The sequence below is a fragment of the Oceanobacter mangrovi genome, from assembly GCF_019740315.1.
GTDB lineage: Bacteria > Pseudomonadota > Gammaproteobacteria > Pseudomonadales > Oceanobacteraceae > Oceanobacter > Oceanobacter mangrovi.
This window is the reverse complement of record NZ_JAHXZR010000003.1, coordinates 44,239-61,107: the sequence shown is the minus strand read 5'-3', so window position 1 is coordinate 61,107 and position 16,869 is coordinate 44,239. Positions and strand designations below refer to the sequence as shown.

Annotated in this window: 13 protein-coding genes and 1 tRNA gene; 7 read left to right on the top strand and 7 right to left on the bottom strand. The window is 54.9% G+C overall.

The annotated features are described in order from the left end of the window. The first annotated feature begins 27 nt into the window (after positions 1-27). A complete protein-coding gene (gene serA / locus K6123_RS07095; protein ID WP_221795774.1) occupies positions 28-1,257 on the top strand; it encodes a phosphoglycerate dehydrogenase in 1,230 nt (409 codons plus the stop codon). Positions 1,258-1,376: 119 nt separating this feature from the next. On the opposite strand, the gene K6123_RS07090 is transcribed toward serA, so the two are convergent. The 5 genes from K6123_RS07090 to hisB form a co-directional block, all read right to left on the bottom strand. After that, positions 1,377-3,605: a TonB-dependent receptor plug domain-containing protein gene (locus K6123_RS07090; protein ID WP_221795771.1), complete on the bottom strand. Its 2,229-nt coding sequence runs from the start codon at positions 3,603-3,605 to the stop codon at positions 1,377-1,379. 74 nt (positions 3,606-3,679) lie between these two features. After that, the gene (hisF, locus tag K6123_RS07085) at positions 3,680-4,441 is read right to left on the bottom strand and encodes an imidazole glycerol phosphate synthase subunit HisF (RefSeq protein ID WP_221795768.1); all 762 of its coding nucleotides are present in this window, start codon (positions 4,439-4,441) and stop codon (positions 3,680-3,682) included. Between the two features lie 26 nt (positions 4,442-4,467). Further along, the gene (gene hisA, locus K6123_RS07080; RefSeq protein ID WP_221795765.1) at positions 4,468-5,208 is read right to left on the bottom strand and encodes a 1-(5-phosphoribosyl)-5-[(5-phosphoribosylamino)methylideneamino]imidazole-4-carboxamide isomerase; all 741 of its coding nucleotides are present in this window, start codon (positions 5,206-5,208) and stop codon (positions 4,468-4,470) included. A gap of 34 nt (positions 5,209-5,242) precedes the next feature. Next, on the bottom strand, positions 5,243-5,887 hold the full coding sequence (hisH, locus tag K6123_RS07075) for an imidazole glycerol phosphate synthase subunit HisH (RefSeq protein WP_221795762.1): 645 nt from the start codon (positions 5,885-5,887) through the stop codon (positions 5,243-5,245). 36 nt (positions 5,888-5,923) lie between these two features. Beyond that, entirely contained in the window at positions 5,924-6,514 is a 591-nt protein-coding gene (hisB, locus tag K6123_RS07070) for an imidazoleglycerol-phosphate dehydratase HisB (protein WP_221795758.1), read from the bottom strand. Here hisB and K6123_RS07065 point away from each other — a divergent pair. The 6 genes from K6123_RS07065 to K6123_RS07040 all read left to right on the top strand — a co-directional run bounded on the left by K6123_RS07065 (position 6,513) and on the right by K6123_RS07040 (position 11,894). Beyond that, positions 6,513-7,070, top strand: a complete 558-nt coding sequence (locus K6123_RS07065; RefSeq protein ID WP_221795755.1) for an acetyl-CoA sensor PanZ family protein — start codon at positions 6,513-6,515, stop codon at positions 7,068-7,070. The two genes, hisB and K6123_RS07065, sit on opposite strands and share 2 nt — an antisense overlap. Positions 7,071-7,185: 115 nt before the next feature. After that, complete coding sequence (locus tag K6123_RS07060; protein WP_221795751.1) at positions 7,186-7,815, top strand: MlaC/ttg2D family ABC transporter substrate-binding protein; 630 nt, start codon at positions 7,186-7,188, stop codon at positions 7,813-7,815. A 158-nt stretch (positions 7,816-7,973) separates the two neighbouring features. Beyond that, on the top strand, positions 7,974-10,379 hold the full coding sequence (locus K6123_RS23365) for a putative bifunctional diguanylate cyclase/phosphodiesterase (RefSeq protein ID WP_221795748.1): 2,406 nt from the start codon (positions 7,974-7,976) through the stop codon (positions 10,377-10,379). Positions 10,380-10,389: 10 nt separating this feature from the next. Next, positions 10,390-11,442 carry an A/G-specific adenine glycosylase gene (mutY, locus tag K6123_RS07050; RefSeq protein WP_221795745.1) on the top strand — a complete coding sequence of 351 codons (1,053 nt, stop codon included), beginning with the start codon at positions 10,390-10,392 and terminating at the stop codon, positions 11,440-11,442. Positions 11,443-11,457: 15 nt separating this feature from the next. After that, on the top strand, positions 11,458-11,736 hold the full coding sequence (locus K6123_RS07045; RefSeq protein ID WP_221795742.1) for an oxidative damage protection protein: 279 nt from the start codon (positions 11,458-11,460) through the stop codon (positions 11,734-11,736). Between the two features lie 82 nt (positions 11,737-11,818). Then, a tRNA-Phe gene (locus tag K6123_RS07040) sits at positions 11,819-11,894 on the top strand. Between the two features lie 95 nt (positions 11,895-11,989). Here K6123_RS07040 and K6123_RS07035 read toward each other — a convergent pair. Both K6123_RS07035 and K6123_RS07030 read right to left on the bottom strand, forming a co-directional pair. Further along, entirely contained in the window at positions 11,990-12,994 is a 1,005-nt protein-coding gene (locus K6123_RS07035; protein WP_221795739.1) for a response regulator, read from the bottom strand. Beyond that, positions 12,995-16,762: a response regulator gene (locus K6123_RS07030; RefSeq protein ID WP_221795736.1), complete on the bottom strand. Its 3,768-nt coding sequence runs from the start codon at positions 16,760-16,762 to the stop codon at positions 12,995-12,997. Positions 16,763-16,869: the final 107 nt, after the last annotated feature.

Sequence of the window (16,869 nt, the reverse complement as noted above, 5' to 3'; positions counted from 1 at the left end):
TCCCGGCACCTCAAAGAAGGTACCCCAATGGCACAAACGTCCCTCGACAAAAGCAAGATCAAATTCCTCTTGTTGGAAGGCGTGCACCAGTCTGCTCTGGACACTCTCCAGGCTGCCGGCTACACCAACATCGAATACGTGAAAACTTCCCTGCCAGAAGAAGAGTTGAAAGAACGCATCAAAGACGTTCACTTCATCGGCATTCGTTCCCGCACCCAGCTGACTGAAGACATCTTTGCAGCAGCAGAAAAACTGATTGCGGTTGGCTGTTTCTGTATTGGCACCAACCAGGTCGACCTGAAGGCAGCGACCAAGCGCGGTATTGCCGTCTTCAACGCGCCATATTCCAACACCCGCTCCGTAGCAGAACTGGCAATTGCTGAAATCATCATGCTGATGCGCGGTGTACCAGAGAAAAGCACGGTTTGTCACCGTGGCGGCTGGCAGAAAACAGCCACGAACTCCTACGAAGTTCGTGGCAAGAAACTGGGTATCGTGGGTTACGGCAACATCGGCACCCAGCTGTCGGTGATGGCTGAAAGCCTGGGTATGAAGGTATACTTCTACGACATCGTTACCAAGCTGCCAATCGGTAACGCCACCCAGGTTGGCTCAATGGAGGAACTGCTGGGGCTGGCCGACGTAGTGACCCTGCACGTCCCGGAAACCGAAGCCACCAAGTGGATGATGGGTCCGGAACAATTCGCCCAGATGAAGCAAGGCTCCATCTTCCTGAACCTGGCACGTGGTACCGTAGTTGATATCGACGCCTTGGCCGAAGCTCTCTCCAGCAAGAAACTTCTGGGTGCTGCAATTGACGTATTCCCTGTTGAGCCGCGCGGCAACAACGACGAATTCGTCAGCCCACTGCGCGGTTTCGACAATGTAATCCTGACGCCACACGTTGGCGGCTCCACTATGGAAGCCCAGGAAAACATCGGTAAGGAAGTGGGTGAGAAACTGTCCAGCTATAGCGACAACGGTACCACCACAGCGTCTGTGAACTTCCCGGAAGTAGCCTTGCCTTCCAACCACAATGTTCACCGCATCCTGCACATCCACTACAACGTGCCGGGCGTTATGAACGCCATCAACCAGATCTTTGCCGAAAACCAGATCAACATTTCTGGCCAGTACCTGCAAACGGTTGAAGATATCGGTTACGTTGTGATCGATGTTGCCAAGTCTGCCAGCGAACTGGCGCTTGAGAAGATCAAAGAGGTTGATGGTACGATTCGCGCCCGCGTATTGTATTGATCAACTTCTGATCGTCAGACAGACACGGACACCCGTGTCTGTCTTGCTATTGAGCGGGTTACTCATCATCTGACTCTGGCTACATAGCCGCTATTTCTTCCGCCGGAACAGCCGCCGGACTACCACTTGTAGCCCAACGACGCCCAGTTCAGCCAGCGCGGATTACGCTCGTAATAAGTATCCCCAGCATCGGCATCGTAAGTTGTCGACAACGACCAGTTCCAGCCAACGAGGTTGGAGCCAATACGGCCAACCACTTTGCGCTGACGATACCCCGTACTACCCCGGTTATTCCTGCTCAGCACCTCGATCCCTTGATCCAGATGCAAGCCCAGCATGGTTTCCAGCTGGTTAAACTGACTGGTCCAGGCCAGCCTCAAACTTTTCTCGGCGCCAAGCTCAAGCTCATCACGACCGGATAAACTATTACGATCCTGCAGCAAGCCCACTAACCAGAGCTTCTGATTACTGTTCAGTTGCCAGTCCAGCTGCCATTCAAGACCGGTTAGATGCAACGCACCATCATCCCCAAGACTGTTATTTAGCAGGTTGACCTGACCTTCGACCAGACGATCCATCCGCTCGTGGAACAATTTGATATCGTACATCAGATGCGGGGAGTTGAGCATGATGAAATACCCCAACTCCCAGGCGTGAATCACCTCACCGCGTGGTACCGACTCCCAATCCGACGTAGAACCCGTGAGGAATAATTCACCCGAATCCAGCCCCAGATAATTGTCCGTCAAGCCTCGCACAGTCACCGTCGCATCCAGATAACGCTCTGCCAGATCCGGCGTCCGGTGGGTTTTTGCATACTGGAACCGCAGGCTACTGCCCGCATCCAGCAAGTGAGTCAGGGCAACACGCGGCGAATAATGGGCAGGTTCATCCGTCTGCTTTTCTGCCGTCAGCGACAGAAATAGCAACCAGTCCGGCGACATCCGGTATTCCAGGCTGCCAAAGGCCAGAATCGAATCACTGGCCAGACGTCTGCCAAAGTAGGTACTCGAGTTGACTTCATCGCGGCGGAACGACAACCCCTGCACAGAACGCACAGCGGCGTTCCACCAATAGGTATGTTCAATTTCCAGCGACAGTCGTTGTTCATAAAGGTCATAGTCGCCGGTACCGCAAGTCACTTCATCAAGGCCGTTGGCAGCCACGGCACTGGCGGCCACCGCCTGCGTCAGCGCATATTCTTCGTCAGTGATTTCGGTATCCACACCGGAATCCTGCATATAAACCTGCAGCTCGGCAGCCGAAATCAGCCCTGCGGCAATAGCTGCATAAAGCTGCTGAATCTGCTGCTTTTCCGAATCTGAGGTTGAACTGCTCAAAAGAGGCAAAACACCATAACCAAGTGCCCTGCCGAGCGCCCGGTCCTGCTTGTAGAGAGCCGTCAAATTGGTGTCGTAGGCAATGGTTGGCGTACAGGCAGAAAAGGACTTCTCCTGGTTTTCAGCATGCCAGTTAGCTCGCACTTGCCAGTCATGACTCTGACCCGACAGGCTTTTCCACTGCAAGGACAGTGCATCACTAATGGAACGCTGACGCGGCTGCTCTGAATGGAAATTGTCATCACCAATCACCATCCGTCGTAAACGTTGGCGGCCAGCCTGCCACTGTAACTCAGAGTCATCGCCGATCCGGCTTGAACCTGCCCAGCTGAAACCTTCGACCCAGTTCTGATCGGGGGTATCACTGATATTAGCGTAATCGGTCGAACCTTCACGATTGGCAAACGCCGACAAACGCTGATCCGTTTCAGCAACCGCAAAGCTGCTGCTGGCGTAACCACGCTTGCGACCATCACTGCCAATGGAGGTTGAAATTGCCAGACGACGACTGTCAGACGGGTGACGGGTAACAATATTGATAATGCCCTGGAAGGCATTCATACCATAAGACGAGGCGCTGGGGCCGCGGGTGATCTCGATGCGTTCGATATCTTCCAGAGCAATATTAAGCTGGTCCCAGTCAACACTGGCAAAGGTCGCCAGGTAAGCTGAGCGGCCATCCACCAGCACTTCGAGACGACGGGAAAGCGACAAACTGCCTGAGTGATACACCACACTGGACTGGTTGGAATCCAGCTCCTGGGCGACAAACATGCCCGGCACATACTGGAACACATCCACCAGTCGCTGAATGCCCCACTGGCGAATCTGCTCAGCGGAGATCACAGTGACACTGGCAGGCACCTCAGGTAAGGGCTGCTGCAGGCGCACGGGGCTGAGCACTACGGGGACTTCTGGCTCAAACTCTGACAGTACATCCGCCCGGCTGGCAGCCGTTGCCATTACCGTTGACGACACAACGACCAGTATCAAAGTTCTGCAGGCCATACTTCAATCCCTTGAAAACAGGACCAGAATTATTTCACAGACTGATTAGAAATATTCTGACCCCGTTACTGTTTTTATAAACGAACCTCAATTCCAGCCGCAGCCATGTGTTCCTTGGCTTGCTGAATAGTGTACTCACCAAAGTGGAAAATACTGGCGGCCAATACAGCATCGGCCCGGCCCTGGATCACGCCGTCGACCAAATGGTCGAGATTGCCCACGCCGCCGGATGCAATCACCGGAATATTCACTGCGTCTGAAATCGCCCGGGTTACACCAATATCAAAACCGGATTTCACGCCATCACGATCCATGGAGGTCAGCAGAATTTCACCCGCGCCGTAGTCGGCCATCTTCACCGCCCACTCAACCGCATTGATACCAGTTGGCTTGCGGCCACCATGGGTAAAAATTTCCCAGTGATTGTCACCAACCTGCTTGGCATCAATCGCCACTACGATGCACTGGGCACCAAATTTTTGTGACGCTTCGCGGACGAATTCCGGGTTGTACACCGCTGCCGAGTTGATCGACACCTTGTCCGCCCCGGCATTCAGCATGTTGCGAATATCAGCCAGCTCACGAATGCCGCCACCGACCGTCAGCGGGATAAACACCTGCTCGGCAATGGCTTCCACCATATGCACCGTCGTATCACGACCTTCGTGACTGGCGGTGATATCCAGAAAGGTGATTTCATCAGCGCCCTGGTCGTTGTAGCGTTTGGCAATCTCGACCGGGTCACCCGCATCCCGAATTCCAACAAAATTGACGCCTTTTACAACCCTGCCTTTGTCTACATCGAGACAGGGGATAATGCGTTTGGCCAATGCCATAGTGTTCTCTCCGCTCCGTCCGGCGCTTATTGGCCAACCAGCTCATCAGCCAACTTCTGTCCAGAAGCTACATCCAGTGTGCCTTCATAGATCGCGCGACCAGTGATAGCCCCCAGAATGCCCTTGTTGGCAACCATCGCCAGCTGACGAATATCTTCGATATTGGTCACACCGCCGGAAGCAATTACCGGAATGCCACCTTCAACCGCCAGCTCAACGGTTGATTCCAGATTCACACCCTGCATCATGCCATCACGGGCAATATCGGTATAAACAATGGCAGACACGCCGTCATTCTTGAACTGTTTGGCCAGATCTACCGCCTTCACTTCAGAGACTTCAGCCCAGCCGTCGGTAGCCACAAAACCATTCTGGGCATCCAGACCCACAATCACCTTGCCAGGGAAAGCGTCACAGGCTTGCTTCACAAAAGCAGGTTCTTTTACCGCCTTGGTGCCAATAATCACGTAGCTGACGCCCGCTTTTACATAGGCTTCGATGGTTTCCAGAGTCCGAATACCACCGCCAATCTGGATTGGCAGACCCGGAAACTCCTTGGCAATCGCGGTCACGGCTTCGCCGTTGACCGGCGTACCAGCAAAGGCGCCGTTAAGATCCACCAGGTGCAGGCGACGGCAGCCGGCATTGACCCAACGACGGGCCATTTCAACCGGGTTATCACCGAATACGGTGGAGTCGTCCATCCGGCCCTGACGCAGACGCACGCATTGACCATCTTTCAAATCGATTGCTGGGATAACAAGCATGGGGAAACCTTTTTAATTCAGCAGACGGCGGCGATCAGGCCTGACCGTCCCATTCAAGAAAATTCTTTAACAGCGTCAGACCGGCGTTGTGGCTCTTTTCCGGGTGGAATTGCACCGCAAACACATTGTCTTCACCAATTGCAGCCGCAAAATCAACACCGTAATGGCCACGCCCCTTAACCTGCTCTGGCCGCTCGGCAGACACGCAGTAAGAGTGGACAAAATAAAAGCGGCTGTTATCGGCAATGTCTTTCCAGAGCGGATGAGCAAGCTGCTCGACCTGGTTCCAGCCCATATGCGGAACCTTCAGCTTTTCGCCGTTTTCGCTCAGATCGTTACCGAAAAAACGCACCTGACCGGGGAACATACCGAGGCAGTCAACGCCACCGTTCTCTTCTGAACGATCCATCATCGCCTGCATGCCAACACAAATCCCCAACAGCGGCTTGGTCTTGCGAACTTCTGCAACCACCTGATCAATGCCCTGGGCACGGATTTCCGCCATACAATCGCGAATCGCACCAACCCCCGGCAACACCACGTGATCGGCAGCCATAATGACTTTCGGATCACTGGTTACCAGCACCTGCGTACCCGGAGCCACTGCCTGCAGCGCACCATGAGCAGAGTGCAAATTGCCCATGCCATAGTCGATCACTGCACAAACTTTACTAGTCACAAATCTATTCCTTCCACAGACCAGGAGAGCGTATTATCAGAGCGTGCCTTTGGTTGACGGCATCACACCAGCCATACGAGGGTCCATTTCCACCGCCATCCGCAGCGCCCGACCGAATGCCTTGAAAATAGTCTCAGCCTGGTGGTGTGCGTTGAAGCCCTTGATATTGTCGATATGCAGGGTCACCTTGGCGTGATTCACAAAGCCCTGGAAAAATTCCCAGAACAGCTGGGTATCCAGTTTGCCAATGCTGGCACGAGTGAAATCGCAGTTGAAACTCAGGCCCGGGCGACCGGAGAAATCGATCACCACTCGCGACAGGGCTTCGTCCAGTGGCACATAGCTGTGGCCGTAACGAACGATACCTTTCTTGTCACCAATGGCCTCGGCAAAAGCCTGACCCAGTGTAATACCAATGTCTTCCACCGTGTGGTGATCGTCGATATGCAGGTCGCCCTTGCAGAAAATATCCAGGTCGATCAGACCATGGCGAGCGATCTGGTCCATCATATGCTCGAGAAACGGCACTCCGGTGTCGAATTTGCTGGTACCGGTTCCATCCAGATTGATGGATACCTTGATCTGGGTTTCCAGGGTATTGCGTTCGACCGTCGCGGTACGGGCCATGGACAGACTCCAAACTCTCGCCAAAGAAAAAGGAAAGCATTATAAAGGGCGGCGTCAAAAACCTCCATGGAACAAACCCGGTCCCGGGTTATCCATATCCGCCAGCTATTGGCTGTGCATCATTTGCCAATCACACAGGAGACTCCAGGTGCCCATCAAACTGGAACATATCCACCAGCCGACCCCGGAAGACTGGAACGACCTCGACAAACTCCACCAGAACAGCGGGCTTGCCCCCCTCAGCCGTGATCAACTCGACAATTTACTCACCAGCAACGGCTGGATCGCGGGAGGCCGTTTTAACGATCGAATCGTCGGTGTCATACTCTGTTCGCAATCAGCTGACATTGTCACCCTCCACTGCGCCGCCGTACGGACACTGACCCAGCGCCGGGGCGTCATGCACCAAAGTCTCTGGTTACTGCAAAAGTGGGCCGCCAACGAAGGCTTTGTTTTGCAAATCAACAACCTGCCGGAATTCCTGCACGCTGCCGTTGTCTCAAGAGGGTTCACGGAAACAGCTGAAGGCACCTGGCAGTGGACGCCGACAAACTGACACTTGAGAGCCACTGGCAACACTCTTTCCAGAGTGGACACGCTACACTCAATAATAACCAGGCCTCATACTGGTTGCAGTTTTGTCCCGCCAAGAACTATTAAGGGAAGCACCAATGACCATGATGAAACGCTTGCTGACAACCACCGCCATGCTGTTGTTCGCCCTGAACAGCTGGGCGGCTACTCCAACAGAAGTCGTCACCAAGGCAACCAACGGCCTGATCGACAAGCTGAAAGCCACTACAGTGGAAGACCGTACCGACGAACTGGTAACCAGCCTGGTAATGGAATATATCGTCCCGGCTATCGACCAGGAAAAAATTGCCATGGGCGCCATGGGCAAATACTGGCGTCTGGCCAGCCCGCAGCAACGTGACGAATTTATTGAACGCTTCCGCGAGTTGCAGATTCGTACCTATTCCGGCGCCTTCAAGGCCTTCAGCGGCGAAAAACTCGCCTACGAAGACGCCCGCATCAATGATGCTGGCGACCGCGCATTGGTACAGGGTCAGCTGATCCAGCAAAACGGCAACGTGATCCCGATCGACTTCAAACTCTATCAGGGTGACGACAAGCAATGGCGCATCTACGATGCCGTGGTATCCGGCCTCAGCATGGTTAAAACCTATCGCGACCAAATGAGCCAGCGCTTGCAGGGAACCAACCCCGGCAATGCCAAGGAGCGCATGGATGTACTGCTGGAAGAACTGAAGAAGGAAGCAGAGCAAGTCGCGGCCAGCTGATTCAGCCAATCAGCTGCCAACCTTGGCAATTCAAACTCCCCGGACAGCTCTGCCTGTCCGGATTGCCACTCCCGCCAGACCACCCCACATGCAGCAGTCCTTGTTGATATAGTCCATACTGACCGACTCGTTCGTGTATCCAGAGCCGATGTATCGCTATGTCACGCCAACACCAGAATCTGAAACGCAAGCTGGTTATGGTCTCCTTGCTGACCACCGCCATCACCATGACTTTCAGCAGCGCAGCCTATCTCTGGCTGGAGTATTACCTGACCCGCAGCGATGACCAGCAACAGGTCGCCACCATCGGCCGCATCACAGCAGCCTACGCAGCCCATGAAATCCTGGATGGCCATTTACACGACCTGCAACAGGCAATTCAGGCACTCCGGGCAGCGCCCAATATCAGCCTCGGCTGTTTCTACAACACCGATCCACGCTTGTTGGCCAGTTACAACTCAGTCAGCACCAAAGACGAACCAGCCAAATGCCCGCCCTCTCCGTTTGACGCCGAATGGGACAGCTGGCAAAACACCTATCCGGTATTGAACGGTAATCAGCCCGTCGGAACCCTGCTAATTCAGACAACCGACCAGCAACTGCATAACCACCTGCGCCAATTTATTGGCTTCGCGACCATCATTACCATCATTGCCATGCTGCTGGGCCTGCTGGCGGCAACCCGTCTGAAGCACCTGGTGCTGATGCCAATCCGCAATCTCAGCGAAGCGCTGGGCCAGATCGCCCGGGAAAAAGACTACTCAATCCGGGTCGGTGAAGAATCCCATATTGAATTGAGTGGCCTGACCAACCTGTTTAATGAACTGCTGCACACCGTCGAGCAGGAACACATAGCGCTGAAAGAAAACGAGGCCCGCTTCCGCAAGCTGGCGGCCTTTTCCCCCGTCGGCATCTTCCAGCTCGACAATCAGATGAAGCTGCAGTACGTCAACCAGCGCTGGCGCGATATTCACAACCTCTACAGCGAACTGCCGAAAATAGAACACTGGTTCGACAGAATTGCCGAGCAAGACCGCGACCAGGCCCAATCCGCCTGGCACCAGCTGGTTGAACAGCAAACCAGCATCGCCATGGAGCTGCGTCTACAGCCACAAAATGGCAAGGAATGCTGGGTACATCTGCTGGTCAGCCCCCTACACGACCAGTCTGGACAGGTGATTGGCTGTCTTGGAGCCGTGTCCGATATTTCCGAGTTAAAAGCCGCCCAGCTGCAAATGGAAACCCTGGCTTTTTATGACCCGCTGACCGGGCTGGCCAACCGTCGCCTGTTCAAGAACCGCCTGTCGAAATCCATCAAGGCCGCCCAGCGCAGCAACTCCACCCTGGCACTGATGTTCCTCGACATGGACCAGTTCAAGCGAGTAAACGACTCCCTTGGCCACGACGCTGGTGACCTGTTACTTCAGGAAGTCGGCCATCGTCTCAGTGCCTGCGTGCGGGATCGTGATACCGTATCCCGCATTGGCGGCGACGAGTTCACCATCCTGCTGACCGACATCAAACAGATACCCGACGTGCTGGTCGTCGCCGAAAAGCTGCTGCAGGCGCTCAGCAGTCCCATTCGCATCAAAGGCCAGGAAATTATCACCTCGGTCAGTATTGGCATCACACTGACACCACAGGATTCGAGCGACCCCAACACGCTGATGAAAAACGCCGATCTGGCGATGTACAAAGCCAAGGAGCTGGGCCGCAACAACTTCCAGTTTTTCTCAGAGCACATGAATCAGGAAATTCTCGAACACCTGGCCTGGGAACAGGAAATTCGTACCGCACTGGCAGAAAAACAGTTCAGTATCTATTACCAGCCCAAGGTCTGCCTCGAAACCTATCAGGTCACGGGTGTCGAAGCCCTGCTGCGCTGGAATCATCCGACCCGAGGACCGATTGCTCCAGACCGTTTTATCCCGGTGGCAGAAGAAACCGGCCAGATTCTGGACATTGGTGAATGGGTGCTGCAACACAGCTGCCAACAGATCAAAGCCCTGATTGAACAACGGCGACTACCGCGCAATACCCGCGTAGCGGTCAATCTATCGGCCCGCCAGTTCGCCGCCAGCAATCTCGAACAACTGGTAGGTGACGTACTGCAGCACACCGGCCTGCCACCAGCCAACCTGGAACTGGAAATTACCGAAAGCACCCTGATGCTGGACCTCAACGCCGCCGTGGCGGTGATGCAACGGCTGCGCAATACCGGCATCCGTTTTGCCATTGATGATTTTGGCACCGGCTATTCGTCACTGGCCTACCTCAAAACCCTGCCCATCGAAGTGCTCAAGGTCGATCGCTCGTTCGTCAACGACATCCCGGAAGATAGCAATGATATGGCCATCACCGCGGCCGTTATCGCCATGGCACACAAGCTCGGCCTGCAGGTTGTTGCTGAAGGCGTGGAATCCGAGGATCAGGTAGAATTCCTGCGCCGTAACCGCTGCGACCAGGCCCAGGGCTACCTGTTCAGCCGTCCGCTTGACGTGCAACAGCTGGAACAATTTCTCGACCAGACCCGTGCCATGCAGCTCAGTCACCGACAACCTTGAAACCGGACCCATGCCGAACAACCCACAGCAGTCTTTCGCCACCACCATACTCAACTGGTATCACCAGCACGGCCGTAAACATCTGCCCTGGCAGCAGGACATAACTCCCTATCGGGTATGGGTCTCGGAAATCATGCTGCAGCAGACCCAGGTTGCCACCGTGATCCCGTACTACCAACGCTTTATGGAGCGCTTTCCAACCGTTGAAGCGCTGGCGGCGGCAGAGCAGGACGAAGTACTGCACCTCTGGACCGGGCTGGGCTATTACGCCCGCGGACGTAACCTGCACAAATGCGCCCAGGTCATTGTCGAACAGCATGGCGGTCAGTTTCCGACATCCGTCGAACAGTTGTCCGACCTACCCGGTATCGGCCGTTCGACCGCCGGAGCCATTGCCTCGATCAGCATGGGCATACGGGCCGCCATTCTCGACGGCAACGTCAAACGGGTACTGACCCGCTTCTACGCCGTCGAAGGCTGGCCCGGCACCACCGCCATCCAGCAACAACTGTGGCAAATAGCCGAACGCCTGACACCGGAACACAGCCATCGCGAATACACCCAGGCGATGATGGACATGGGCGCCACCCTCTGCACCCGCAGCAAACCTGCCTGTGGCATTTGCCCACTACAGCCGGATTGCCAGGGGTATGCTGGCGGCAAGCCAACCCAATACCCCAATGGCAAACCCAAACAGGTCAAGCCGGAAAAACACAGCTGGCTGCTGATGTTCCGCACGCCTGCTGGTCATGTGCTGCTGCAACAGCGGCCACAGACCGGCATTTGGGGTGGATTGTGGAGCTTTCCCGAAGCGGATTCGCTGGAACAGGCACAGCAAGCAGCAGACCTGCGCTTTGGCAGCCAGGTAAAGTACCTGCAGGAACTCCGCAGCTTCCGTCACACCTTTAGCCACTACCACCTGCATATTCACCCGGTAGAAATCGAACTGGCCGCCGAGCTTGCCCAAATAGGCCAAACCAGCCAGCATTGGTACAATCCGGCCGACCCCAGCGAGCTGGGACTGGCAGCACCCGTCATCAAGCTGCTGCAACGTCAACTCTGAACCCGGGAGCCAGCCATGAGCCGTACTGTCGTCTGTCGTAAATATCAGCAAGAACTCGAAGGCCTGTCACAGCCACCATTCCCAGGCCCAGCCGGAGAAGACATCTTCAACCACGTCTCCGCCCAGGCCTGGCAAGAGTGGACCGAGCACCAAACCCGCCTGATCAACGAGAAACATCTCAACATGATGGATAAGGAAGCCCGCAAATATCTGACCGAACAGCGTGGAAAATTCCTGTCAGGCGACGACTTCGACAAGGCCGACGGCTATGTGCCTGAAAAACCTGAAAATTAATTTTAAAAAAGTTGTTGACAGAAAATCGAGATAACTGTTTAATGCGTCCCACTTGAGCGAGACGTCAAACGTCAGCCAAGATGCCCAGATAGCTCAGTCGGTAGAGCAGGGGATTGAAAATCCCCGTGTCGGTGGTTCGATTCCGCCTCTGGGCACCATCCAGATTCCTCAAAAAAGCCTCGCAATCGCGAGGCTTTTTTGTTTCTGTAAATCACATCCAGATCAAACACGCCGCCACAATAGTCCACCACCGCTAGCGCGGCAGCAGGCCCATGGTTGGTTCTTTCGCATCCCACTCTTCTTTCACTGCCAGAATTTCTGGTAGTACGGCTTTGAAAATTTCCCACATATGCGGATCAAAATGATGGCCTGCACCCTCTTCCATCACGGCCAGAGTTTTCTCCAGCGGCCAGGCATCTTTGTAGGGGCGGTCCATGGTGAGTGCATCAAAAACATCGGCGATCGCAACGATCCGGGCTGACTCTGGAATCTCTTCTCCTTTAAGGCTGTTGGGATAACCTTTACCGTCCCAGCGTTCATGGTGACAAATGGCAATTTCTGCCGCCAGACGAAATACGGGTTCATCACTGCAGCAGAGAATGTCGTGGCCGATCTGGGGATGACGGCGCATGATTTCCCACTCGTCGTCGGTCAATGGGCCGGGCTTTTTGAGGATATGGGCGGGAATACCGATTTTGCCGGTATCGTGCATGGGCGCCGCCAACTCCAGCAGACTGCTGCGCTCGCTGTCCCAACCAATGGCTTTTGCCAGCGTCGCTGAAAACGCCGCCATCCGCCAGATATGGGCACCCGTATCACTGTCGCTGAAGTGTCCTGCCATGCCGAGCATGTTAATGGCATCACGGCTCACCCGCTCCAGCCGTGCCGAACGAACCAGTGACAGATGGGTACGCACCCGCGCACGAACTACCGGAGCCGACACCGGTTTGGTAATAAAATCGACCGCACCAGCATCGAAGGCTGCAGTTTCATCTTCCGGGCTTGAATGACTGGTAACAAAAATAATCGGTAGCTGGGCAAATTGCGGCTGCTGACGCAGGCTACGGCAGGTTTCCAGACCACTCATGCCGGGCATGTCCATATCCAGCAGCACCAACACCGGTAAATGCCGGGCAGCCATCTGCAAGGCTTCTTCCCCACTGCGGGCAAAGATCAGTTTGTAATCCGGCGACAGGATCTGTCTCAGGGTCGCCAGATTTTGTGGCTCATCATCAACCACCAGAACAGGACTACCCATTTACAGCTTACTCCGTTTTGCAAAATCAGTTTTCATCTGCCGAGCCAGTCCGGCGGCCTCTGTCAGGTTGAATGCAGCCAATGCATCCAGCAACTGCTGACAACGATTATCCGGGCATTTGGCAGCCAGATCAGCGGCCAATTGCTCACTCTGATCAATATCGTCGGCAGCCAAGGCCTCTAACAAGTGCTCCAGTACGACCAGCAGCGAACGTTCATCAACTGCCGTAACCGGCATAGTGGCTGTATATGCGGCATCCGCCAGATACTCGTCCACCAGTGTGAAGGTTTGTTGCAGCCGATCCAGTACCTTGCTGAGTGCTTGCGGATCAGGCTCTTCGCCACGATCCGTTTGCTGTTCAACGATTGCAGCTTCTGCCGCCACTCTTTCAAGTCCAAGGTTGGCAGCCGCGCCACGCATCTTGTGCAGCCAGGCACGAGCTTCCTCCTCTGGCTGGTCGCCATAGTCACGTCGGAAGATCCCCAGATAACGGCGGTAAACAGACAAATCCTGCCATGTTTGCATGGCCTTGCCCGGGTTAAACAAGGGCAAGTCCGTTTCATTGGCAACACCGGTCTGCGAACTATCCTCGAACGGCTGCCCAGCGGCATGCTGTCTGATCGGCTCTGGCGACACATTGCGCAGAATCAAGGCGACTGCAGCATCAACATCGAAGGGCTTGGGTATAAAACCGTTCATACCGGCGGCTTCGGCTCGCTCACGCTGATCCTGAAAAGCGCCAGCGGTAAGGGCAATCACGGGCAAATGCAGTATGCCAGCGCTCTGGCGAATAATCCGGGTGGCTTCATAGCCATCCATAATGGGCATTTGCGCGTCCATCAGAACCAGATCAAATGTATCGTCAGGCTGACTTTGCAACAGCTCCACTGCCTCACGACCGTTAGCAGCCAGCGAGATCCGCGCACCTTCGCCGCCAAAAATCCTGGCCGCGACTTCACGATTGATTTCACTGTCATCGGTAACCAGCAAGTGTAGCCCAGCCAGCCGCTGACAGGGCAGTTCGGTGTCTACATGTCCCTGCTGGTGACGCAAATGGCGAATACGCAGCACATGATCAAACAGCTCGGAGCCGGTTACCGGTTTATTGATGAAGCCATCGAGGCAGTCGAGGTTATCACTGGCCGCCAACTTGTCGCGCCCATAACTGGTCACCATTACCAGAATCGGTGCTTCTTCGTCAGAATAACGCTGGCGAATGGCGCGGGCTGCCTGCAGTCCATCCATGCCATCCATTTCCCAGTCGAGCAGAATCACCGGCGGAATGGTTTCACCCCGTAACCGGTTATCCAGTGCGTTGATCAGCTCCTCTGCGGAGACAAAGGTACGAGCCTCCCAACCGAGGGTATCAACCACATTCTTCAGGGCATCCAGCGCGATAGGGTTATCGTCAGCGATCATCAGCTTGAGACCGCTCAACTCAGGATGAGAAAAGATCTGCTCGCGAGCACGGGGGAAGGTCAGCGTGAAAAAGAACTCACTGCCTTCACCCAGAACAGAATCAAGCTGCAGCTCACCGCCCATAATCTGTACCAGCTGACGACTGATAGACAAGCCCAGCCCGGTGCCACCGAACTTGCGGGTGGTCGAGCTATCGGCCTGCGAGAAAGGTGCAAAAATTTCTTCAGCCTTGGCCGCTGAAATACCAATGCCAGTGTCACGCACCGAGAACCTCAGCTCCACCTGCTGTTGCTGTTGCGCGACCAGCTCAATGCTGACCAGCACAGTGCCGGACTCGGTGAATTTAATCGCGTTACCTGCCAGGTTTATCAGCACCTGTTCCAGTCGCAACGAATCGCCAATGAGAAAATTGGCGACCGCAGGCGGCGGTGAAATCACCAGTTCGATGTTCTTGCTGCCGAGGTTTGACGACATGATGGTAGCCAGATTGTCGGTCAGGGAATCAAGCCGGAATGGCGCCTGTTCGATTTCCAGCCGACCAACTTCGAGTTTGGAAAAATCCAGGATGTCGTTGATGATCATCTGCAACGAGCGTCCTGCCTTGCAGATTTTCTTCACCATATCCGCCGAGTCGCGCTGCAGTTTGCTGTTATCCAGCAGATACGCCAGCCCCAGAATGGCATTCAGCGGAGTACGGATCTCGTGACTCATATTGGCAAGGAATTCACTCTTCACCTGGGTCAGATATTCAGCCTGATGGCGCGCTTCTTCCAGTTCCGACGTCCGTTCGGCAACCCGCTGCTCCAGCTGCTGGTTCGATTCCAGTAACTCCCGGTTCAACTGCGAAATGCGTTCACGACTGGCCAGCTCTGCGGTCAGGTCACGTACACCACAAATCACCTGATAACCGTCCGGTGAATCGACCGCGTTCAGACTGACACTGACCGGAAACTCGCCACCATTCTTGGCCACCGCCGACAACGGACGGCCTTCGCCCATCGCCCGTCGCATTGGCTTGGCGTTATAACTTTCGCGCAGTTGCGGATGCTCGCGACGAAATTTCATCGGGATCAGCAATTCCACCGGTTGGCCAATCAATTCGCCACGCTCATAGCCAAACAGGTCTTCCATCTGATGATTAACCATCACGATATGTCCCTGCTTGTCGGCCACCAGAATTCCATCCGGGGTGGCACTCAACAGCTCACGGAATTCCGCGTTGGCTCGTTCCAAAGACACAAAAGCCTGCAAACGCTCGATAGTCTGGCGATAGCCAACCCCGGCACGAACCAGAATCAGCGATGCCATCAATAAAAATCCCAACAGCAACCAGTTACGTAACTTGGCCAGGCTGTTCCAGCGTTGCGACTCCGGCAACCAGTACACCAGTTGCCAATGCTGTCCCTTGTCGAACAGGGCCTGCTCAGCCGGATCGGTGATCATGGATACCGGTTTGTTATTGAGAAAGCGGGACACTGCCAGCCGATCTGTTAGCAACAGGCCCTCTGAGTCGCTGGTGACATCGCCACCCTGCAGCCGCTGCCACACGGCCGGAAAATCCAGCGGCACGGAATGCGGGTGGTTCTGGTCCCCCTGCAAATGCCAGATACCGGTCTGACGCGGCGGCATCAACCAGTTGCCATACTGGTCCACCAGCCAGAAACTGCCCTCCAGATGACTACTCTGCTGCTGCAAATAGTCCAGCATCGAGCCTATGCGGTAAGTCAGTACCAACACGCCATCATTACCGGCAGCCAGCCGATTGGGGCGCCCCGCCAGCTGTAACAGTGGCTCAAATCGCATTTGCTGAAGGGTGGCCAGATCCCGGATTGGCTTCATCTCCGTCAGGATCAGATGCCCCGGAGGTACACCCATAACAGCCCTGAAATAATCACTGCGAGAGCGGTCCTGAAGCAGGTTGGCAGCAACCTGGCGCACTGAACCATCATCGAATTGTTCAACCCGAAGAACTTCCTGGCCGTAGGGGGATAAAAAACGCAGCTGCTGGTATTGGTCCAGATGGGAAGACAGGAACGCCTGATATGCGCCTTCCAATAAGGTGAAGTGAGTGGCCTCAGAGACCATCGAACGCCCCACCCGCTGATGCACCCCCATCAAATAGCGGACATCTTCCTGAATGGAACGCAAACTGTACTGTACGGCTTCTCGAGACTGTGAAAGCAAATGACGGGCAGCAACGTCCTGGCTGCTTTCCAACCGCTTCTTTTCCTCGTTGTAAAACGCCTTGAGGGTGATGGCCAGCAAGGCCAGCAGCAAAAACACAGACCCCAGAGTCCGCCACAGCACGCGCCGTTTCAGCTTTGTGTAATCATCCCCAACTGTTGGCATTTACATTTATCCAGCTCGTCATTCTTGTGAACATCGGCACACATCTGAGCCATAACAATACCCAGACAGCAGCACAATACAAACTGTTGCCACGGCCAGCCTTGAAT